Consider the following 23040-nt stretch of genomic DNA (forward strand, 5'->3'; position numbering starts at 1 on the left):
TCCTCTGCACAACAATACCGTTACAACACATACACATCATACATGTCATACATGTCATTTCCATCATTGTTATTTTCGAAAAACTATTAACCATCGCGCTTTAAAATTATTTCTATGTGACTAATATCACACACTGCAAATGTAAACGATTTTTTAAGACAAAAAAGTATTTTATCTACCTATTTTTATTTGTTCTAAATTAATTAACAAAACAAAAGGATGCTGAAACACCCCAAATCAGCACATATGTTTTTTAGCCGACATAATTGTTATGCTATTCTGATAATTCGCGCCACCCCCTTATTTATAATGATTTCAGACTATAACATTTATTAACAAAAGTGCTTAAAAAGCTGTATTGATGCACATTAACCACAGCACAAAACAAGGGCCGGATTATATATTATTTCCTCCTGATTTTTACCTCTTGATTGTTAATTAATTATTACTATTTTTGAGAACCTCGCTTCAAAACGATGAAGAAAACGAGTATAAACAAATCAATAAAACTTATATACTATGAAAGTTTACAAAACCGATGAAGTTCGGAATATTGCTCTAATTGGTAATGCCGGCAGTGGGAAAACCACCCTTGCAGAAGCTATGCTGTTCGAGGGTGGAATCATAAATCGTAAAGGTGATGTGGGTTCGAAGAATACCGTATCCGACTACAACCCGATTGAGCAGGATTATGGCAATTCTGTTTTTTCAACCCTGATGCATACCGAATACAACGGAAAGAAAATAAATATAATGGACACCCCGGGGATGGACGATCTTTGCGGAGGTGTTGTTTCGTCGTTAAGTGTTACAGCACTTGGCTTGCTAACGGTTAACGCATCAAACGGTATTGAGGCCGGTACCGAAGCCGCAGCCCGCCATGCCGACAATGCACATACGCCACTTGTTGTGGTTTTTAACCAGCTCGATCACGAAAACTCAAATTTCGACAGCACCCTCGACCAGTGCAAAACTGCTTTTGGCAATAAAACCACTGTAGTACAGTACCCCGTTGATCCAGGAACAGGCTTTTCGGCTATCATCGATGTACTTAAAATGAAAATGTACACCTACAAAGACGATAGCGGAAAACCTGAGATTTCAGATATTCCTGAATCGGAATTGGAAAAAGCAGAAGAACTGCACAACGAACTGGTTGAAAAAGCAGCTGAAAACGAAGAAGCTTTAATGGAGCTTTATTTCGATAAAGGAACACTTACCGAAGACGAAATGCGCAAAGGTATTAAATTGGGAATGCTCGACCTTACCTTGTTCCCGGTATTCTGTACCTGCGCCAGAAAAAGTATTGGCGTTGGCCGATTGATGGAATTTATTACCAACATTGCTCCGACACCTAAAGAGAAGAAAATGGGTAAAATTGTTGCCGGTAAAGAGGTAACAATGGATGCTTCGCAACCGCCAAGCCTTTTTGTTTTTAAAACTGCTGTTGAACCACACGTTGGCGAGATCACCTATTTCAAAGTAATGTCGGGGGTTGTAAAAGAGGGTTTAGACCTCATCAACTCGAAAACAGGCAACAAAGAGCGTTTATCGCAGGTGTTTGTACCCGATGGTAAAAGCCGCGAGAAAGTGGACGAGCTTCATGCAGGCGACCTGGGCTGCACCGTTAAACTGAAAGAAACACGGTTTAACCAAACCCTGGCAGCCAAAGAAATTGGAACGGCTTTTGCTCCGATAGAGTTCCCTACGCCGCGCCATACGGTAGCAGCCAAGGCTGTTAACGATTCCGACGACGAGAAAGTAGGCGAAATTTTAAGCAAGATCAAATACGAAGATCCAACCTACGTAATTGAGTACTCGAAAGAATTAAAACAACAACTGATACACGCACAGGGCGAATACCACCTTAACGTATTAAAATGGTATTTCGATCATGTTCACAAAGTAGATGTGGAATACCTGAAGCCAAAAATTCCGTATCGTGAAACCATTACCAAACCTGCCCAGGCCGATTACCGCCACAAAAAACAATCGGGTGGCGCCGGACAGTTTGGCGAGGTACACATGATTATTGAACCTTACGAAGAAGGTGCTGCACCTAAAACCATGTTTAAATTTGGCGATAAGGAACAGAAGATTTCGGTTCGCGCCGTTGAAGAGCACAAATTGGACTGGGGCGGAAAACTGGTATTTGTTAACAGTATTGTTGGTGGATCGATCGACGCCCGTTTTTTACCGGCTATTCTGAAAGGAATAATGGAAAAGATTGAGGAAGGCCCGCTTACCGGTTCGTATGCCCGTGATATTATCGTTTATGTTTACGACGGGAAAATGCACCCGGTTGACTCGAACGAAATTTCGTTTAAACTGGCCGGACGTAATGCCTTCAGCATGGCCTTTAAAAATGCCAGTCCTAAAATTCTTGAGCCAATCTTAAATCTTGAAGTTTGGGTACCATCAGACCGCATGGGTGATGCCATGAGCGACCTGCAGGGACGTCGTGCCATGATTATGGGCATGGGCTCGGAAAAAGGCCTGGAAAAAATTACAGCCAAAGTTCCACAGAAAGAAATGTTTAAATACACTACTTCGCTGAGTTCGATTACCGGTGGAAGAGGCGTATTTAGCATAAGTTTCGACGGATACGAAAAAGTTCCTGCCGATGTACAGGAAGAACTGCTGAAAGCTTACGAAGCCGAGCAGGAAGAAGAATAGACCATTTTCTAATCCATTTTACTATAACTAATAAATCCCGGTTCGTTTTTAACGGATCGGGGTTTTGTTTTTATGGCACAACAAGACCGAATCACCTTGCCGCAGCCTTGCAACAGGCGAGCCACACTTTTTTCCCGCCTCCTGCAGTTGCGCGACAAGCCTTCCACTAAATTTCCTCCTAATTACAATTCTGCGGCAAGCCTTCCACAACATTTTTTTGCGTGTTGCAACACTGCGACAGGCGAGCCACAAAACTTTTTCCTAATTACAGCGCTGCAACAGGCCTCCAAAAACATTTTCTTGCACGCCGCAGCCGTGCAACAAGCTCGCCACAAAAATTTCTTGCTTGTTGCAGCCGTGCAACAGCCGAGCCAATAAGTTTTTTTGTTTGCCGCAGCGCTGCAACAAGCCAGCCACAAAGTTTGCCGGGCAATTACACGACCGCAGAAAACCTAATATCGGCGAGTTACAGAGACAACAAGATTACAAACCTCCATAAAAACACCTATAATAAGGTTAAACGACTAAAGCCCGTTTTCGATGGGCTAAGCTTAGCCCCGGCATTAATGCCGGGGTTAGTGATTCCACTACCAAAAATGGGCTTTAGGCCTTAAGTACAATAAAAAAGGATCTGATCCGTATTTACGCAACTTATACGGATCGGATCCTTTAGCACTAAATACAAAAACAGCCAAACTTAAAAGTTCGGCTGTTCTAACAATATCTGATAATTTAACTTTTCTACGATTTTATCGAGCCCTTTTTCAGCTCCAAACGCGTTTGATGCAACTCCATATTCATTTTGGTGTAACGCTCCAGTGCATTCTTTTTGTGCGTTTCGTATTCCGCTTTTAACTCTTCGTAATCTTTTTTGGTGCGATGCGTAACAGAAAGACTTCGTTTGTATAAAAGAAATACAAAACCGGCCAACACCAAAACTCCGGCAATAAGCAAATACATCGTAACCGAATAAACATTCTTATCTAGTTTCATGCCTAAAACCACAATTGAATTCTGCAATTTCAAACTCTCGTCGAGTTGCTCCTGCAGCGTATTCATCTGTGCATCTTTCGAGCTTATTTGGCTATTCAAGTCTCTTATCTGTGCGTTTTTCTGCTCTGCACTTTTCTCTAACACACCAATGGTATCGGTAAGTGCCTCGTAAAAATCATCCAACTGATCTTCTTTCAAAAAATAAGATCCATTCCAAAAATTAAGGTTCTCTTTAAAAACTTCGTATTAGCGGGGCAATGATTGTTCCTGTTTCCAGGCATTTATGTCCTTTTTGGCGAAGGAATTAAAAACGACAAAAACCAATACAACTGCAGCAAATATCCTTTTCATATAACAAACAATTTTCGATTTAATGGCCGGGCCTTTACCTGTGGCCGAATATCTGTAAAAAATCAATAAACTATCCAAGTAACGCACAATCTCTACACTTGTTATTCAACAGTAAAGATGAATACGGCTTGTACATTTAAACATATACACTCCGTGAATATACGCACAATATAATTAAGGTTTGCCTGAGCAAACAAATATAAGGAATAGAAATAAACAAATGCGAACTTGTAGTTTAAAATTTTAACGAATTAAAAATGCCCGCCAAAACGACGCACGATAGCCGACAGCATAACGAATTTAACTGAGTAGCTATTTGTGGGCAATTGGTTTGGTAATTTTTAACGAATGCTATAACTTGCATAAAACCAAAAAACTACTGCCATGCAAATCAGCTACAGCCGACCACTTTCTGCAGGTTGGAACCGCATGAAAAAGGCCCTATTCCAACCCTTCGATATTAACAAATGGGTAAAAGTTGGATTTACAGCCTGGCTGGCCGGGCTAACCGATTGTGGCGGTGGCAGCGGATCGGGAAACAGCACCGGAAACAATGCCAACTGGGACGAGTTTTTCAATTTCCCGCAAACGGCATGGGACTGGCTGCTCGACAACCCGGTTTGGGCCAACCTTATTCTTGTGGGTCTGGTTATATTGTTTATAATAATCTCGGTGGTTATTTGGGTAAGTTCGCGCGGACGATTTATGTTTTTGCATAATGTGGCGCACGACAAAGCCGAGATCAGCAAACCCTGGCACGACTTCCGAAAACAGGGAAACTCACTTTTTATTTTTCAATTCTTTTGGAGCTGGTTCGCTTTTGCCGTGTTTGCATTAATTGCCGCCTACAGCTTTATTACCGGTAAAGATTTATACCTTACACATGCACCAAAGGCAGTTATTTTTGCCGGAATCACACAAATGGTTTTGCTGTTTATCGGGTATCTGATTGTATTTGGATATATATCACTGTTTCTGAAGGACTTTGTGGTACCCATAATGTACAAACATCGTGTAGGCGTAATAAAAGGCTGGGGTAAATTTCTATTGCTCTTCGGGAAACGGGCGTTACCGTTTATCCTTTACGGGCTGTTTATTTTTGTTCTGGGAATTGCAGTTGGCATTACCATTATCTTCTTTGCGCTGATTACCTGCTGCATTGGCTTACTGCTTATTGCCATCCCCTATATTGGAGCGGTAATTTTATTGCCAATAAGTTACACTTTCAGAGCTTTTAGTATTGAATTTCTGGCACAGTTTGGCGACAAATACAATGTATTTCCGCCGGTAGCTGAATTAACTGACGACAGGAACGAAATTGCTAAGGAATAAATGATAATTAATTCAGAAAAACATTCATGATTCCCGGGAATCACCAACAGGAATAAAAGTGTGGTCTAACGACTGCAATTCACAAAAATAATCAGATTACGAGGCGCATACAGCGATTGTGCGTTGAATAACTAATTATTTGCGCCTTTGATTTGCTCCCTCATCACCCCCGGGTTTCACCTCGGGTTAGTCACATTTTATCCTTTCGGGATATTGAATTGATTACAAAGTTAAAACGACTTTATTGACCAACTATGTCGGAATTGCAAATTATTCATGACGCTGGAAGCGTCTAATGTCGATAACCCGATGCGTAGCGCCGGGATGAAATGACCAAAGCGAAATCGTCCGGCGAAGAAAGCAGATCGAAGCCAGATGGTTCTCCCGGACGAAACTCAAAAGACAATACAGATAAGAATGATGGGGACTTAAAAAAAAAGCTCCTAGTCCTTATTGCGGAACAGATGCACAAACCCATGTTTTTTGCGCTTTTCTCCATCGCGGCCATGCCCCACAACATCGTAGTAATACACACCCGGGCTGGCGTAACGGCCTCCCATAATACGGCCATCCCAAACGGTTTCGATGTAAGCATCATCAAAACCACGCACATCGCCACTTTTCCAATAATGCACGCGTTTTCCCCAGCGGTTAAAAATACTGATTTCAATACTTTGCATCGACCAGAATTGCACTACAAACTCATCGTTTACTCCGTCGCCGTTTGGCGTAAATACATTCGGCACGGCAATAAACGACGTATCAACTACAATATAATCTTCCATATAAGCAGTATCGGCACAGGTCAGCGTATCAGAAAGGTGCTTTGAAACCAGCCGAACCATGTACGTTCCGGAGTTTTCGTAAGTATAAACAGGCGCATCGTCGTAGGCTACAAAATCGATACTGTCAACCGGATTTTCAGTTCCTTCCGCATCTAATTTAATCGCATCTAAATCGCGGTAAAAAAACCATTCATAGTAACCCGCTGTTGCATTCTCCGAATTGTTTGTAAAAGTAACTTCAAGCGGTGCTTCGCCACTCATCGGATTAGCGGTAAAACTGGCTTTGGCAACAATCGACTCGTACAAAACAGTTGCCTGTGCATCACAGTCGAATTTATCGTAAACACGCAAAGTGTAGTTTGTATTCTCTGCCGGCGGATCATAAACCGTCAAGTTGATTACCGATGCAATGCGGTCACCATTTTCCAGCCATTCCACCTGCACATCTTTATTCACAAAAAGCGGTGCGTTGCTACTTAAATCGTAATACGTCAGCACGGCCGACTTCATTTCTCCATTCATTACGAAATGTTCGCAGTCTGAAACAGCAACTTCCCCTCCGGCATACATCCAGTTATTAAAAACCCATGCACGGTCCACCTCTGTAGTGGCTCCCTGCGTAATGGTAATTCGGTAACAACCATCGGCCAAGGCACTTATTTGCGACGAAGCGGCGTCGGTAGTTTCCTGGTATTGCAAATCAAATGCTCCGGCTGTTTCATCGTATTTCTCCCACAACCAGTTTTTTGTTCCCGACAGCGCGGTAGTGGCAGTTAAAGCACCAACTTCAGCCGAGGAATCATTGCTACAAAAAATAAAAATGTCATCAGTTTCCGGAAATACCGGGTATTGTGTTACATCGGTGGCGTTGGCTCCGGGCGAGGTTATTTGTGCCTGTAGCGCATAAAAGGAAAATACCAGAATAGTTACAATAAAAAGACTTCGCTTCATAAATTATTGCTCTTTAAGATACAATATTAACGTATAAATTTCATTTAATTGCGTGTTATACTAATTGTTTTTCAACGTTTCGCTTAAGCTTTACTTTGAAATACAATTGGTATAATTTGTTAATAAAACACCGGCAATAAGAGAAAGATTCCACCTGACATCATTAATTTTGCACGCAGAACAACCTGGCGTAACGGTTGTTGTTTTACTACGATTGAATGCTGAATGTATTACCAACCTCGCCCCAAACCAAACCGGGAAATCATTCAATACAATCAATATTTTATATTTGTAAGCAGAAAAAAGAAATCTATAGTGTTCGATTATCTTCAAAATTTAAATGAGGCCCAACGAGAGGCTGTTCTCCGTACCGAAGGACCTGCACTGGTTATTGCAGGAGCTGGATCGGGAAAAACGCGTGTGTTAACGTTCCGTATTGCCAATTTGCTAAAACAAGGCGCCAAACCGTCAAGCATTTTATCGCTGACTTTTACCAATAAGGCAGCCCGCGAAATGAAAGAACGTATTGCCAGCGTAGTAGGCGAAAACACTGCCCGCTACCTATGGATGGGTACTTTCCACAGTATTTTTGCGCGTATTCTGCGCTTTGAACACGAAATTATCGGCTACCCGTCGAACTTTACGATTTACGACAGTGCCGACAGTAAAAGTTTGATAAAAACGATCATCAAAAGCTTTCAGCTCGACGATAAAATTTATAAACCGGGAGTGGTTGCCAGCCGTATTTCAATGGCAAAAAACAACCTGATTACGCCCAATGCCTATGAAAATTCGGCCGAAATTCGCAAGGCTGATAAAAGCATGCGTATGCCGCAAATTGCCCAGATTTATAAAGAATATGCCAAACGCTGTTTACTTTCAGGTGCCATGGATTTCGACGATCTGCTGCTGAAAACAAATGTGCTGTTTCGCGATCATCCCGAGGTACTGAAAAAATACCAGGAGCGCTTTGGCTACGTGATGGTTGACGAGTACCAGGATACCAACTACTCGCAATACCTGATTGTTAAAAAACTGGCTGCAGGGCATAAAAACATTTGCGTGGTGGGCGACGATGCGCAAAGTATTTACTCGTTTCGTGGTGCGCGTATCGAAAATATTCTGAATTTTAAATCGGACTACCCCGAGCATAAAGTGTTTAAGCTGGAGCAAAATTACCGCTCAACGCAAACCATTGTAAACGCGGCCAACAGTATAATTGCCAAAAACAAACGGCAAATTCCGAAAAAGGTTTTTTCCGAGAATGCAACTGGTAAACCCATCAAATTGATTTCGGCACTTACCGACAACGAAGAAGGATTTTTGGTAGCACAGGAAATTGCCCAATCGCAATTGCGCGATCATTACAAATACGAAGACTTTGCAATTCTGTACCGTACTAACATGCAGTCGAGGATTTTTGAGGAGTCGTTGCGAAAAAGAAATATTCCGTACAAAATTTATGGCGGCCTGAGTTTCTACCAACGCAAGGAAATTAAAGACCTCATCTCCTATTTCCGAATGACCATTAACCCGGCCGATAACGAAGCGCTAAAACGTATTATTAATTATCCGGCGCGCGGAATCGGGGCCACCACCCTTGCGAAACTGGAGGCAGCGGCAATTAATAACGAAACATCGATTTGGAAGATTATTAGCGATTTGCCAACCATTAATCACGCCAATTTAAATAAAGGAACTGCCGGTAAAATTCTGCACTTTGTAGGTTTAATTCAGAAGTTTATGCAACTGTCGGAAGACTGCGATGCTTTTGACACGGCAAAAACCATTGCCGAACAAACCGGTATTCTGAAAGAATTGTATAACGACAAGTCGCCCGAAGGATTGAGCCGCCACGAAAACATACAGGAATTATTGAACGGTATCCAGGAATTTAGCATTAACGCCAAAGAAACCGGCGAACCCGAAAAACTGGAAAACTACCTGGAAGATGTGGCACTGCTTACCGATCAAGACAACGAAAAAGAAGAAGACCGCAATAAAGTGACACTAATGACGGTGCACTCATCGAAAGGACTGGAATTTAAAAATGTGTTTGTTGTGGGAATGGAAGAGAACCTTTTCCCATCGAACCAAAATGGCGATAACAAACCCGAAACGCTGGAAGAAGAGCGCCGCCTGTTTTACGTTGCACTCACCCGCGCCGAAGAAAATGCATGGTTCTCGTATGCCAACCAGCGCTACCGTTGGGGAAATCTCGATTTTTGTACACCAAGTCGTTTTCTGGAAGAAATTGATGAGCAGTTTCTTGATACTTCAGGAATAGCAGCATCGTCTTCTCCAACACGCCGGGCACAAAGTAACGACGACATTCAGCCCGAACGTTATCACAAAAATCCGGTTCGCCGCCAGCCTCCCGGAGCATTTAAAACTCCCGAGTCGCAAAACTTTTTTAATAAAAAACTCGTTTCGTTAAAGGAAAGCAGCAGAGCGCAAAACACTTTTCAGGGCGATGCACCGGAAAAAATACAAACCGGAATGGTGGTTGAACATCAACGTTTTGGCGAAGGAAAAGTAATTAATATTGAAGGAGTTTCACCAAACATAAAAGCTACTGTATTTTTTAAATCGGGTACACAGAAACAGTTGCTGCTAAAATTCGCCAAGTTGAAAATTAAAGGATAAACGGATTATTGAGACAAACTGCAAGGATCGAGCATCCAGAATCAAAGATCAAGTATCCAGAATCGAATAAAAACGAACTAAAAAATAAAACTTCGGGATTTGTCGGGAAATGATTAGTTTTGCAACATCATTTCGCAAATAAATCCAATTTACTTGAAAGTTAGATTTTTAGCATTAAACATTTACAGATGGATTATAATACCAAGAGAAAAAAAATGGCTCTTCCTGAATATGGAAGGAATATACAAAACATGGTTGACTACCTGATGACCATCGAAGACCGCGAAAAACGAAACAGATCGGCACAAACGGTTATCGATGTAATGGGCAACCTTTTCCCTCATTTACGCGATGTTCAGGAATTCCGACACAAACTTTGGGATCACCTGGCCATTATGTCTGATTTTCAACTTGACATCGATTACCCTTACGATCCGCCAACGCCGGAATCATTAAAAGAACGCCCCAATACGGTACCATACACCAAACACCGCATTAAGCACAAACACTACGGCCGCACAATGGAACTTTTAATCCAGGAAGCCGATAACTTTGAAGGTGAAGAGCGTGACATCATTATCGAACAACTGGCCAACCACATGAAAAAATCGTACCTCGCATGGAATAAAGATGCTGTTGAGGACCATATGATTTTTAACGATCTGGAAGAAATGTCGCGTGGAAAATTAAAAGTACCTGAGGGAACTCAACTGGCCGACTCCAAAACACTGGTTAGTGCTCCAAAGAAGAAAAAAGTCAAAAAGAAAAAATAGATAATACGCTATAATATCACACCCCATGTCAACTTTCAAAATTGAAGGTGGTTTTAAATTAAAAGGAGACCTTGAGCCGCAAGGAGCAAAAAACGAGGCGCTTCAAATAATTTGTGCCACGCTGCTAACAGCCGAACAAACAATCATTGAAAACATTCCTGAAATTCGGGATGTGCTGAAATTAATCGAAATTCTGAAAGGATTGGGGGTTCAGGTAACGCGCCTGTCAAAAGGCAAATATAGTTTCGACGCCTCCGAAGTAAACATCAACTTTTTAAAAAGTCCGGAATACGCTCAGCAAGCGGCTGTACTTCGAGGCTCGATAATGATTATCGGTCCGCTGTTGGCTCGTTTCGGACAAGGTTTTATTCCGCAACCCGGTGGCGATAAAATTGGCCGCCGCAGGGTTGACACCCACTTTATTGGCCTGCAAAAACTGGGAGCCCGTTTTGATTTCGATCCCGAAAACAAATGGTACTCCGTTTCATCAGAAAAACTTACCGGAGCGTATATGTTGCTCGACGAAGCTTCGGTTACCGGAACAGCAAACATAGTAATGGCAGCCGTTTTGGCCGAAGGAACCACCACAATTTATAACGCAGCCTGCGAACCTTACCTGCAGCAACTTTGCAAAATGCTGGTTTCCATGGGGGCGAAAATTGAAGGAATTGGTTCCAACCTGCTTACCATCGCAGGAGTTTCGTCGTTAACAGGATGCACACACCGCACACTTCCCGATATGATTGAAGTGGGAAGTTTTATTGGCCTCGCTGCCATGACAGCTTCCGAAATCAACATAAAAAATGTGGGTATTGAGCACCTGGGAATTATCCCCGAATCATTTCGCCGGTTGGGAATTAACGTGGAACAAAATGGCGACGATCTGCTGATTAAAGACACCGAAAATTACGAAATCGATTCCTACATCGACGGATCAATAATGACCATCTCGGATGCACCGTGGCCGGGACTAACACCCGACTTGCTAAGTGTTTTCCTTGTGGTGGCCACACAAGCAAAAGGTAGTGTTCTCATTCATCAGAAAATGTTCGAAAGCCGTTTATTCTTTGTCGATAAACTGATTGATATGGGAGCCCAAATCATTCTTTGCGATCCGCACCGCGCCACCGTAATTGGCCTCGACCGAAAAAATACTTTGCGTGCCACCAAAATGGTATCGCCCGATATTCGTGCTGGAATCGCATTGTTAATCGCAGCCATGTCGGCAAAAGGAACCAGCACCATCGATAATATCGAACAAATCGACCGCGGTTACGAAAATATCGATGGCCGTTTAAATGCCCTCGGCGCCCGTATTTCAAGAATATAAACGCGTTGTTAAAACATTAATTGGAGCTTTGTGTTACTACATAAAATTCTATATTTGAACTTTTTAGAAATAACAATACGCAAATGATGAAAAGATTTATTTTACTGGCAGCGATCATTTTTATGTGCACTCCTTTTGTTAATGCGCAGGAACTTGGTTTAAACATTGGCAACAAAGCACCCGAACTGATTGGCAAAGGCCCCAATGGCGAAACCATTAAATTATCCGACTTACAAGGCAAAGTTGTTTTGATTGATTTTTGGGCATCGTGGTGTGGTCCGTGTCGCCGTGAAAATCCAACTGTTGTTGCCAACTACCAAAAATACAAAGACGCCAAATTTACCAATGGCAAAGGTTTTACCGTTTTTGGCGTATCGCTCGATGATTCGCCCGAAAGATGGAAAGCAGCCATTGAACAAGATGGCCTGGAATGGCCGAATCATATTTGTGATTTCAAAAAGTGGAACTCAAAATACCGGATGATTTACCAGGTTCGCGGTATTCCCGATAACTACTTAATTGATGAAAACGGAGTAATAATTGCCAAAAAGCTGCGTGGCCCGGCACTTGATGCTGCTCTCCACAAAATTCTTAGAGAAGAGCTGTAAGACACTACTTTAAAAATAGTATAAATCGTTCAAATTGGCACTCGAATTCCGTTTCGGGTGCCAATTTGTCGTTTATATTTGCATGGCAAAATTTTTGCTATGTCAGCGTAGCATAAAAAAGGCTTACAGTTAATTATTTATACTGAAAATTTAGGTAAAATGGCAGAAGAAAAAGTAAACAAGGAAACGGAAGAAGAAAAAGATAAAGCAGCACAGGTTGAAGATGTTGCTACCGAAAAGGAAGAAAAAGCGGACGAGAAAAAAGACAAGAAGAAAAAATCGAAAAAGGATAAAAAGGAAGAACAATTGGAAGAATTGGGCGAAAAGCTTCAGGAACTTCAGGATAAACACCTGCGTTTGCAAGCTGAGTTTGACAACTTCAGAAGAAGAACGATGAAAGAAAAAGCCGACTTGATTAAAACGGGTGGCGAATCGGTTATCGTGAATATACTTCCTGTTATCGACGATTTTGAGCGTGCGCTTGATTCGATGAAACACCTTGAGGATGAAGATGCTGGCAAACACGGAACAGCACTGATTTACAAGAAATTTCAGGAATTCCTGAAACAAAACAACGTAAAAGAAATTGAAGCTCAACACACTGATTTTGATGTTGACCTGCACGAAGCCATTACAAAAATTCCGGCGCCAAGCGAGGAATTAAAAGGCAAAGTCGTTGATGTAATTCAAAAAGGTTATTGCTTAAACGAAAAGGTAATCCGGTTTGCCAAAGTTGTAATCGGAGAATAATTATTCAGAGGAGGAAGAATGGCAAAAAGAGATTATTACGAGGTATTGGGAGTTGGCAAAAGTGCTTCTGCTGAGGAGATAAAAAAAGCTTACCGTAAAAAGGCGATCCAATATCACCCGGATAAAAACCCGGATGACAAGGAAGCTGAAGAGAAGTTTAAAGAAGCCGCCGAAGCCTACGAGGTACTTAGCAATCCGGAGAAAAAACAACGTTACGATCAGTTCGGCCATGCCGGAATGAGCGGCGCTGCCGGTGGTGGCGGTTTTAGCGGAGGCGGATTCTCCGACATTGAAGATATCTTCTCGGCTTTTGGCGACATTTTTGGCGGACATTTTGGCGGATTCGGTGGATTTAGCGGCGGCGGTGGCCGTAGCAGAGGTGGCCGAAGAGTGAGCCGTGGTTCCGATTTGCGCGTTAAAGTAAAGCTGAACCTCCAGGAAATTGTTAACGGTGTTGAGAAAAAAATAAAAGTAAAAAAATACGTTGCCTGCCAGCATTGTAGCGGAACCGGAGCTAAAAACGGCTCATCGTACTCCACTTGCGGAACTTGCGGTGGTGCCGGCCAGGTAACACGTGTTCAGAATACTTTGCTGGGGCAAATGCAAACCACTTCGGCCTGCCCTACCTGCGGTGGCGAAGGGAGAATGATTACCGACAAATGTAATCACTGTGCCGGCGAAGGTGTGGTTCGCGAGGAAGAAGTGATCAACATTAAAATTCCGGCTGGTGTTGGCGAAGGCATGCAGCTTAATGTTTCGGGAAAAGGAAACACCGGACGACGCGGCGGAATTAACGGCGACTTGCTGGTGGTTATTACCGAAGCCGACGAAGACGAATTGGTTCGCGATGGAAACAACCTGATCTACAACCTGTTCTTGTCGTTTCCGGAAATTACGCTGGGTACCACATCCGAAATTCCTACGGTTGATGGCAAAGTGAAAGTAAAAATAGAACCCGGTACGCAACCCGAAAAAATACTTCGTTTACGCGGAAAAGGTATTCCCGATGTAAACGGCTACGGCCGCGGCGATTTATTGGTTCGTGTGCATGTTTGGATTCCGAAAAAACTAAGCAACGACGAAAAACGGGCGCTGGAAAAATTACAGGACTCGCCCGGGTTTCAGGGCGGACCTTCAGCACAGGAAAGATCATTCTTTCAGAAAATGAAAGATATGTTTGAATAGTAACATTTGAAAACCATAAAACAAAAAAAAGATTCCTGATTGATTGGGAATCTTTTTTTGTTTCCGGATAGCTGATCCAATTCAACGAGTATGGATAACCATTTCAATTAGAAAAAATTACACAAGTAGCGTATTTCGTTGATTTTTTTTGCAGAAATGCGGCACAACATTAAATTTGCTAAAATTGAACGACTAACATGGAAGACTTTTACAACCAATACAATTTTCTTGAACCCGAACTACAGGAAGAAATACTGAAGGTTGGCATTCGAAAACAGTTTTCACAGCACGAAACTTTAATTCGCGAAGGTCAGTTTATCTCTAGCTTCCCGATGGTACTGAAAGGGCTGATACGGGTTTCGCGCACCAGCGAAGCCGGAAACGAATTGCTGCTTTATTATCTGCAAGCCAACGAAGTTTGTGCCATGTCGTTAACCTGCTGCATGGCCCGCCAAATTAGCGAAGTAAATGCCATTGCCGAAGTAGATACCGAGGTGCTGTTAATTCCGGTTGAAATGCTGGATACCTGGACCAGCAAATATCCGCTGTGGAAACAATACGTAATGCAAACCTTTCAAAACAGATTTCGCGAATTAATAAATACACTCGATGCAGTTGCCTTTTTAAAACTCGATGAACGTTTAGTCAAATTTTTTATCGACCGACATAAAAAATCGGGCGTTCATACCTATTCCGGCACACATCAGGATCTGGCTCTTCAACTTAATTCGTCGCGCGAAGTGATCTCACGCCTGCTAAAAAAGCTGGAAAAAAACGGAAAAGTTTCACTTTCTCGAAATTTTATTGATTTTTCCGGCCTTTTGTGACCTATATTACATACCCATTAGTATTCTATTCTTTTATTTGCATGTATTAAATCTAAAGACATAATAGTTCAAACTATTGTTTCATAATTTTTTGGGTTATAAAATCGGTTAGTAGTTGAAGGTTGATGAGCCAGGCTGGAGAGTCTGGCTTTTTTTTGCTCTTAACTGAATCAGCTTCCTGATAAGATAGCGATTTGAAATTCCTTATCCACTCACCTCCAACGTTTAGCATCAATTCGTTTTCAAAAGCAAGGCTCCGGCACATCAAAAAATCGGGTGTATTATCGGGCTTCGTTCATTAATGTTAATTTCATATTGAAAATTAATCCCCCCCATCGCTTATAATTTATAGATATAATGCTGATATTTGTCATTAAAACTTATGCTACCCACTATTTTGCAGTTTTGGATAGCGTTATCAGCTACAGAGAATATCAATTAAAAAACAAGCTACATGTTTAAAATTCAAACTCTGAATAAGATTGACCCCGATGGTCTTAAACTTTTCCCTCTCGACAATTATGAGATTGCAAGCGAGCTTCCAAATCCGGATGCGATTGTTTTGCGCAGTTTTAAAATGCACGATGTTGAAATTCCCTCCTCGGTAAAAGCTGTTGCAAGAGCCGGAGCGGGTGTAAATAATATTCCAATTGAGAAATGCACCGAGCGAGGAATCGTAGTTTTTAATACACCGGGTGCAAACGCCAACGGAGTTAAAGAGGCTGTAATTGCCGGAATGTTAATGGCCTCGCGCGATTATATCGGAGCAGCAAACTGGGCAAAAACCTTAATCGGACAGGGCGATGCCGTTCCGTCGTTGGTTGAACAAGGAAAAAAGAACTTTGCCGGAGAAGAAATTAAAGGAAAAACACTGGCCGTAATTGGTTTGGGAGCTATTGGTGTTCTGGCAGCAAATGCTGCGTCGGCACTTCGTATGAACGTTATTGGTTACGATCCATATATGTCGGTAAAACACGCACTGAAACTGAGCCGCGAGGTAAAAGTGGTTGAAGGTATTCAGGTGTTGTTGCAACAAGCCGATTTTGTAACCATCAACATTCCGTTGTTACCCGATACCAAAGGATACATTAACAAAGACAAATTTGCCATGATGAAAGATGGCGTTAAAATTCTGAACTTTGCACGTGGAGGCCTGGTAGATCATGCCGATTTAAAAGTGGCTATCGAATCGGGTAAAGTAGCCAAATACATTACCGATTTCCCGGATGAAGAATGCCTGAAACTGGATAATGTAATTTCAATTCCTCACCTGGGTGCTTCAACAAAAGAGTCGGAAACCAACTGTGCGATTATGGCTGTTGAGCAAATGCGCGACTACCTCGAGAACGGTAACATTAAAAACTCGGTGAATTTCCCGGCTGCCGAACTGGAGCGCAACGGCGGAAGCCGTATTCTGATTGCCAACCGCAATGTTCCGAATATGGTTAGTCAGATTTCGACTGTATTGGCTGCCGAAGGACTGAACATTGATAATATGCTGAACAAAAAACGCGACAATATTGCCTATAACATTATCGATGTTGATGCCGAAAAAATTAACGACAGCGTAAAAGAAAAACTGTTAGCTATCGATGGCATTTTTATGGTTCGTCTGATAAATGCATAAGGCAACAACAATAAAATATATTTCAACTAAAGGAGAATCAGGTTCGCATCTGGTTCTCTTTTTTTATTCAATTTAACCACCTCCGAAATCCCTCAAACGACTACAATTCCACCCTATCAGAAAGGTTAGGTGGAAACCATAATTTTCATTCCGGCTATAAGGCGTAGGAAAAGAATTGTGTTTCAAACTTTTAAACACTTAGTCCTCTTTGCTAAATTATTATTAACAACAAGCCGGCCCGCTTTCCAAGTCCCTCTTTTTTACTATTTTTGGCGTTCCTGTCCTGCCTAAAGTAAATTGAAAAAAGTACAAAAAAATGAGTAAAAGTATTGAAGTTAAAGCAGCTGATAACGTTCGTATTCTCGCTGCCGCAATGGTTGAAAAAGCAAATTCGGGCCACCCTGGCGGAGCAATGGGCGGAGCAGATTTTGTAAACATCCTTTATTCTGAATTCCTTAATTACGACCCATCGGACATGACATGGGCAAACCGCGACCGTTTTTTCCTCGATCCGGGCCATATGTCTCCAATGCTTTACGGAATTCTATCTTTGGCAGGTTTTTACAGCATGGAAGATGTTGCCAATTTCCGTCAGTGGGGAAGCGTAACTCCGGGACACCCCGAAGTTGACGTTGAGCGTGGTGTTGAAAACACATCCGGCCCACTCGGACAAGGCCATGTTATGGCAGTTGGTGCAGCTATTGCCGAGCGCTTTTTAGTAGCTCGTTTTGGCGAATGGATGGCGCACAAAACATACGCTTTCATCTCTGATGGTGGTATTCAGGAAGAGATTTCACAGGGTGCTGGGAGAATTGCCGGTCACCTGGGATTGAGCAACCTGATTATGTTCTACGATTCAAACGACATTCAGTTGTCAACAGAAACCGACGAGGTGACTACTGAAGACACTGAAATGAAATATAAAGCCTGGGGCTGGAACGTGGTAACCATTGCCGGTAACGACGCTGATGCCATTCGTAAAGCTTTAAAAAATGCACAGGAAGAAACTGAAAAACCAACCCTGATAATTGGTAAAACAATTATGGGTAAAGGCGCTATTACCGAAGATGGTGCAAACTTCGAGCGTCAGTGTTCAACACACGGTCAGCCATTATCGGGCGCCGGAGCATCTTTTGCAAAAACAATCGAGAATCTGGGTGGCGATCCTGAAAACCCATTCGTAATTTTCGACGACGTAAAAGAATACTACGAAAAACGCAAAGCTGCGCTTATTGAAGCTGCGGCAGCGAAAAAAGCTGTACAGGCAAAATGGGAAGCTACAAATCCTGAATTGGCAGCAAAACTAAAAGCATTCTTCTCGAACGAAGTTCCGGAAATCGATTACAGCAAAATCGAACAAAAAGCAGGTATCGCAACACGTGGTGCGTCTGCCGCTGTTCTTTCGGTATTTGCCAAAGAGGTTGAGAATATGATCGTGTCGTCTGCCGACCTTTCAAACTCGGATAAAACCGACGGTTTCCTAAAAAATACAATAGCATTTAAAAAAGGCGATTTTAGCGGACAATTCCTGCAGGCAGGTGTTTGCGAGCTAACAATGGCTGCCATTATGAACGGTATGGCACTGCACGGCGGAGTTATTCCGGCATGTGGTACGTTCTTCGTATTCAGCGATTATATGAAACCGGCCGCACGTATTGCAGCCTTGCAGGAGTTGCCGGTTAAATACATCTGGACACACGATGCATTCCGCGTTGGAGAAGATGGTCCTACTCACCAACCGGTTGAGCAGGAAGCGCAAATTCGCCTGATGGAGAAATTGCAAAACCACAACCACAAAAACTCAATGTTGGTATTGCGTCCGGCCGATGGCAACGAAACTACCGTTGCATGGAAAATGGCAATGGAAAATACCGATACGCCAACAGCGCTTATTCTGTCGCGCCAAGGAATTAAAGATGTTACTACCTACGAAACAGCACAGGGAGCTACAAAAGGAGCCTACATTCTTCAGGATTGCGAAGGTACACCAGATGTAATTCTTTTGGCAAGCGGTTCGGAAGTAAGTACCTTGGTTGACGGTGCCGAATTATTGGCCAAAGATGGTGTGAAAAGCCGTATCGTTTCTGTTCCTTCCGAAGGTTTATTCCGCACACAAAGTGCCGAGTACCAAAAAGAAGTTCTTCCTGCAGGAGTTGCTAAATTTGGTTTAACTGCCGGATTGCCTGTAACACTTGAAGGATTGGTTGGAATGGACGGGAAAGTGTTTGGTCTCGGATCATTCGGATTCTCTGCTCCTGCCGGAGTATTAGACGTAAAACTGGGCTATACAGGCGAAAATGTATATAACCAGGTGAAAGAATTATTGGCATAAGAAAAAAGCAATAATCAGATATAAAAAGGTGCTTCATTTTTGAGGTACCTTTTTTTGTCTCCAGCCCTCTTTTTCAGGATAAAAACTTCTTTAAAATTGCTATATTTGCGCCGCCTAAGGTATAGTACCTTGTGCACCTTATATAAAATCAGAACAAGCCGGGGATGAATAAGCGGGCCGATCAAAAAATTGCACACCTCCATAAAATAATTGATACCACACGAAAAATTGAACGATTAATAATTTCAGAGAAAACACCTGAATCATTATTAGGTAAAACCTGTGATGTATTAGTTGCTACCCGCGGTTATTTTTTTGCATGTGCAACGCTGTTTAATGATAATGGAGACATTAACTATTTTACCGGGTCAGGCGACCAGCGTAGCATTAACAGTGTAAAACATCAACTGCTTACAAACGGTATTTCTGATGATATCAGGAAGGACATCTTAAATGGCGATTATTCCATAACTAGCAATCTGCCCGCCCATTGGCAACACCAGCTAGACACGAAAGAATGGACTCTGCTTCTTGTTCCTGTACATGAAGACAAACAAGCTTTAGGCGTAATGTGCGTGGCAGTTCCTGCCAAAGATGCCAGGCACCCAAAAGAAGAACTTTGCCTTACCGACCTGGCTAACAATATTGCCAATGCCTTATTAAAACTTAAACAAACCAAAGAGTTAAAAACAAACGAACGCTGTTATAAAAACCTGATAAACTCCTTAAACGATGGCGTAATTATTATACAGGATGGTGTAATTAAATTCGTTAACCAGGCCTTGTGCCAACTAACAAGGTATTCCGAAGGCGAGTTACATGGCAAACAGTTCACAATACTGGTAGCCCCTAAAGAATTAAACCGCGCGAAACAGCTCTATAACGATATCTTATCGGGAAACATCACCCCAAAAAATCAGGAAGCCACGGCCATTACAAAATCGGGAGAAACTTTTCCGCTTGGAATAACAGCAGTTAAAACCGACTTTGAGAATCGCCCTGCAATTATGATGATTCTGCACGATAACTCAGGGTCTAAAAAATTACTCGAACAATTAAAAGAAAATGAAGAACATTACCGGTTTCTTTCCGAAGCATCATTCGAAGGTATAATTATTCACCAAAATGGTATTATACGCGATGTAAATCAAACATTGCTCAACATCTCCGGCTTTTCAAGAGAAGAATTAATTGGTAAAAATATTTTATTAAACTTTGTTCTTGAGGAAAATATCCCGCAAGTGCTTGCAAGCATGCAACACGAGTGTTCCACACCTTTTATTGTTGGTATTAGAAAAAAAGACCACACCATTGGTTATGTTGAAATTGAATCGCGCAGTATTTCATACAAAGGAGAAATTGTGCGAATAGCGGCATTGCGCGATGTCTCGGAACGTTTTCAACTTCAGGACGAAATTAAAAGAAACAAAGAAAAATTAAATCGCCTGCTCGATAATCTTCCGGGAGTTGCTTTCAATTGTATAAGCCTTGAAAACGCCGAAAAGTGGAGCCTGAACTTTTTGAGCGAAGGATGTTATGCACTTTTTGGATACAAACCGGAAGAACTAATTGGCGATAGCATAAGCTTCAGTTCAATAGTTCACCCCGACGACAGAAACTTCGTTCGCCAAACCATACAGAACGCAATAAAACAAAAACAATCGTACGAGTTGGAATACCGCATTACCAGTAAGGAGAACCAACAAAAGTGGGTTTGGGAACGCGGTAAGGCTTTTTACAACAACAACAAAATACTACTTGAAGGATTTATTAGCGAAATAACCCGAAGGAAAACTCTGGAGCAAACCAACGAAATGCTATCGAAAGCCGTTGAATCAAGTTCAGCAAGCATTTTAATTACCGACATCAATGGAAATATTGAATACGTAAATCCGTTTTTCGAAGCAAAAACAGGATACTTTAAAAAAGAAGTTATTGGAAAAAATCCCAATATTCTCAGTTCCGGGAGCCACAGCAAATCATTCTATAAGGGTCTTTGGCAAACCATAAAATCAGGTAAAATATGGCAAGGCGAAATCCTAAACAAAAAAAAGAACCACGAACTGTACTGGGAGCAAGCCATAATTTCCCCCATTTTTAACAACCATGGCGAAATTGTTCAGTTTGTAGCTGTTCGCGAAGACATTACCGAAAAGAAACAAACATTAAAAGAACTGCAACAATCCAAAGAAATAGCCGAGCACAACGAAGCACGCTATAAAGCCTTGCACAATGCCTCGTTTGGAGGAATAGCCATACACGATAATGGGAAAATTTTGGATTGTAACCACGGCTTATCTATAATTACCGGCTATTCGCACGAAGAGCTAATAGGTATGGATGGGTTGCTTTTAATTACAGAAGATCAACGCGACCTGGTAATAAAACATATTGAGGGACAATATTCAAAACCTTATGAAACCGTTGGAATCCGTAAAAACGGGCAAACTTACCCAATTCGTATAGAGGGTAAAATGATTCCGTACCACAACAAAAATGTTCGGGTAGTTGAATTCAGAGATATAACGAAACAAAAACAAATAGAAAAAGAGCTTGTGCAGGCAAAAGAAAAAGCAGAACAAAGTGATAAACTAAAATCTGCTTTCCTTGCCAATATGAGCCATGAAATTCGTACTCCAATGAACGGAATTCTTGGCTTTACCGAATTATTAAAAACGCCGAACCTATCCAGCGAGCAACGAACAGAGTTTATTGATGTTATTCAAACCAGTGGAGACAGAATGCTAAACACCATCAACGATATTATCGATATTTCGAAAATTGAATCGGGAATGGTAAACATCGCTATGCAAGACATCAATCTTCCGGCGTTTATGAATGATATGTATGTTTTCTTTCAACCGGCAATGCAAAGCAAAGCAATCGATTTCAGGCTGAACGAAAACAATGGCAATCCGTTAAACCTGCTTCACTCCGATCCCGACAAGTTAAATTCGATTTTAACGAACCTAATCAAAAATGCCTGTAAATTCACTCCATCGGGCACTATTGAGTTTGGCTATACCATTAACAAGGAGTTTATTCATTTTTATGTAAACGACACCGGTGTTGGAATTCCCCAAGACAGACAAAAAGCTATTTTCGACCGGTTTGTACAGGCCGATGTGGCCGATTCGAGGGTTTTTGAAGGATCAGGATTAGGCCTGTCTATCGCAAAATCGTACACCGAAATGTTAAACGGAACCATCAGCTTACAATCGGAAGTTGGAAAAGGAACATCCTTCACAGTTAGCTTGCCAATCCCAACGACAGCACGCAACAATGAGCCACCTAAATACGAACTGCACAATACAAACAACAAACTACTGAACCAGAACCTTAAATTACTGGTAGCTGAAGACGATCCGGTATCGGTTGAATTGTTGAAACTACTGCTAAAAGACATTGCCACAGAAATACTGGTTGCCAATAATGGGCAGGAAGCCCTTCAGACTGTAAAGGCCCACACTGATATTGATTTGATATTAATGGACATAAAAATGCCCATAATCGACGGTTTTACTACTACTTCAAAGATCCGGGAATTCAATAAATCGGTAAAAATTATTGCCCAATCGGCATTTGCACAGCCCGAAGATATCAGGCGGGCGAAAGATGCCGGCTGCAACGATTTTATTCTAAAACCAATTGCAAAAGCACAACTGTACGAATCGATAAAACAACTCTTTAATAATTAACACCCATTGTTTTTCGATTTGAATCTTAAGCGATTTTTCCAAACAACAACAGGTTCTATCTGTTTGTATTCAGAATGTAATGCCAATAGCCAATTGAAGTGGCGTAAAGCGTGCAAGGCTTTTAATTACTAACCGGTATAAAACACAAAAAAAGGAGTATTAAAAAAGGCGCACCC

At 41.9% G+C, this 23040-nt stretch carries 14 protein-coding genes; 12 read left to right on the top strand and 2 right to left on the bottom strand.

The features are described from left to right. Positions 1 to 519 precede the first annotated feature (519 nt). The gene (gene fusA2 / locus BMW53_RS03820; RefSeq protein ID WP_038558937.1) at positions 520 to 2676 is read left to right on the top strand and encodes an elongation factor G2; all 2157 of its coding nucleotides are present in this window, start codon (positions 520 to 522) and stop codon (positions 2674 to 2676) included. A gap of 741 nt (positions 2677 to 3417) precedes the next feature. Here fusA2 and BMW53_RS03825 read toward each other — a convergent pair. Further along, the gene (locus BMW53_RS03825; protein ID WP_038558934.1) at positions 3418 to 3867 is read right to left on the bottom strand and encodes a hypothetical protein; all 450 of its coding nucleotides are present in this window, start codon (positions 3865 to 3867) and stop codon (positions 3418 to 3420) included. A 537-nt stretch (positions 3868 to 4404) separates the two neighbouring features. Here BMW53_RS03825 and BMW53_RS03830 point away from each other — a divergent pair. Then, positions 4405 to 5352: a DUF7544 domain-containing protein gene (locus tag BMW53_RS03830; protein WP_074780225.1), complete on the top strand. Its 948-nt coding sequence runs from the start codon at positions 4405 to 4407 to the stop codon at positions 5350 to 5352. Positions 5353 to 5795: 443 nt separating this feature from the next. Here the strand turns inward: BMW53_RS03830 and BMW53_RS03835 are convergent, their stop codons facing one another. Next, positions 5796 to 7088, bottom strand: a complete 1293-nt coding sequence (locus BMW53_RS03835) for a T9SS type B sorting domain-containing protein (RefSeq protein WP_038558915.1) — start codon at positions 7086 to 7088, stop codon at positions 5796 to 5798. A 315-nt stretch (positions 7089 to 7403) separates the two neighbouring features. Here BMW53_RS03835 and BMW53_RS03840 point away from each other — a divergent pair, with 315 nt between their 5' ends. The 10 genes from BMW53_RS03840 to BMW53_RS03885 all read left to right on the top strand — a co-directional run bounded on the left by BMW53_RS03840 (position 7404) and on the right by BMW53_RS03885 (position 22864). Then, positions 7404 to 9734 carry an ATP-dependent helicase gene (locus BMW53_RS03840; protein WP_038564739.1) on the top strand — a complete coding sequence of 777 codons (2331 nt, stop codon included), beginning with the start codon at positions 7404 to 7406 and terminating at the stop codon, positions 9732 to 9734. A 188-nt stretch (positions 9735 to 9922) separates the two neighbouring features. Beyond that, positions 9923 to 10507 (top strand): DUF4290 domain-containing protein, encoded by a 585-nt coding sequence (locus BMW53_RS03845; RefSeq protein ID WP_038558912.1) that lies wholly within the window; start codon positions 9923 to 9925, stop codon positions 10505 to 10507. A 25-nt stretch (positions 10508 to 10532) separates the two neighbouring features. Then, positions 10533 to 11837: a UDP-N-acetylglucosamine 1-carboxyvinyltransferase gene (gene murA / locus BMW53_RS03850; RefSeq protein ID WP_038558909.1), complete on the top strand. Its 1305-nt coding sequence runs from the start codon at positions 10533 to 10535 to the stop codon at positions 11835 to 11837. Between the two features lie 83 nt (positions 11838 to 11920). Continuing rightward, positions 11921 to 12445, top strand: coding sequence for a peroxiredoxin family protein (locus tag BMW53_RS03855; protein ID WP_051567857.1), 525 nt, complete (start codon positions 11921 to 11923; stop codon positions 12443 to 12445). 159 nt (positions 12446 to 12604) lie between these two features. Continuing rightward, on the top strand, positions 12605 to 13195 hold the full coding sequence (locus BMW53_RS03860) for a nucleotide exchange factor GrpE (protein ID WP_038558907.1): 591 nt from the start codon (positions 12605 to 12607) through the stop codon (positions 13193 to 13195). A gap of 18 nt (positions 13196 to 13213) precedes the next feature. Then, positions 13214 to 14380: a molecular chaperone DnaJ gene (gene dnaJ / locus BMW53_RS03865; RefSeq protein ID WP_038558904.1), complete on the top strand. Its 1167-nt coding sequence runs from the start codon at positions 13214 to 13216 to the stop codon at positions 14378 to 14380. Between the two features lie 197 nt (positions 14381 to 14577). Next, complete coding sequence (locus BMW53_RS03870; protein ID WP_074780227.1) at positions 14578 to 15207, top strand: Crp/Fnr family transcriptional regulator; 630 nt, start codon at positions 14578 to 14580, stop codon at positions 15205 to 15207. Between the two features lie 454 nt (positions 15208 to 15661). Continuing rightward, positions 15662 to 16834 (top strand): phosphoglycerate dehydrogenase, encoded by a 1173-nt coding sequence (locus tag BMW53_RS03875; RefSeq protein ID WP_038558899.1) that lies wholly within the window; start codon positions 15662 to 15664, stop codon positions 16832 to 16834. A 316-nt stretch (positions 16835 to 17150) separates the two neighbouring features. After that, positions 17151 to 19166: a transketolase family protein gene (locus BMW53_RS03880; RefSeq protein ID WP_038558896.1), complete on the top strand. Its 2016-nt coding sequence runs from the start codon at positions 17151 to 17153 to the stop codon at positions 19164 to 19166. A gap of 164 nt (positions 19167 to 19330) precedes the next feature. Further along, entirely contained in the window at positions 19331 to 22864 is a 3534-nt protein-coding gene (locus BMW53_RS03885; RefSeq protein WP_051567855.1) for a PAS domain S-box protein, read from the top strand. The last annotated feature ends 176 nt before the right edge of the window (positions 22865 to 23040 follow it).

This window comes from Draconibacterium orientale (assembly GCF_900111425.1).
In the GTDB taxonomy this organism is placed as follows: Bacteria; Bacteroidota; Bacteroidia; order Bacteroidales; family Prolixibacteraceae; genus Draconibacterium; species Draconibacterium orientale.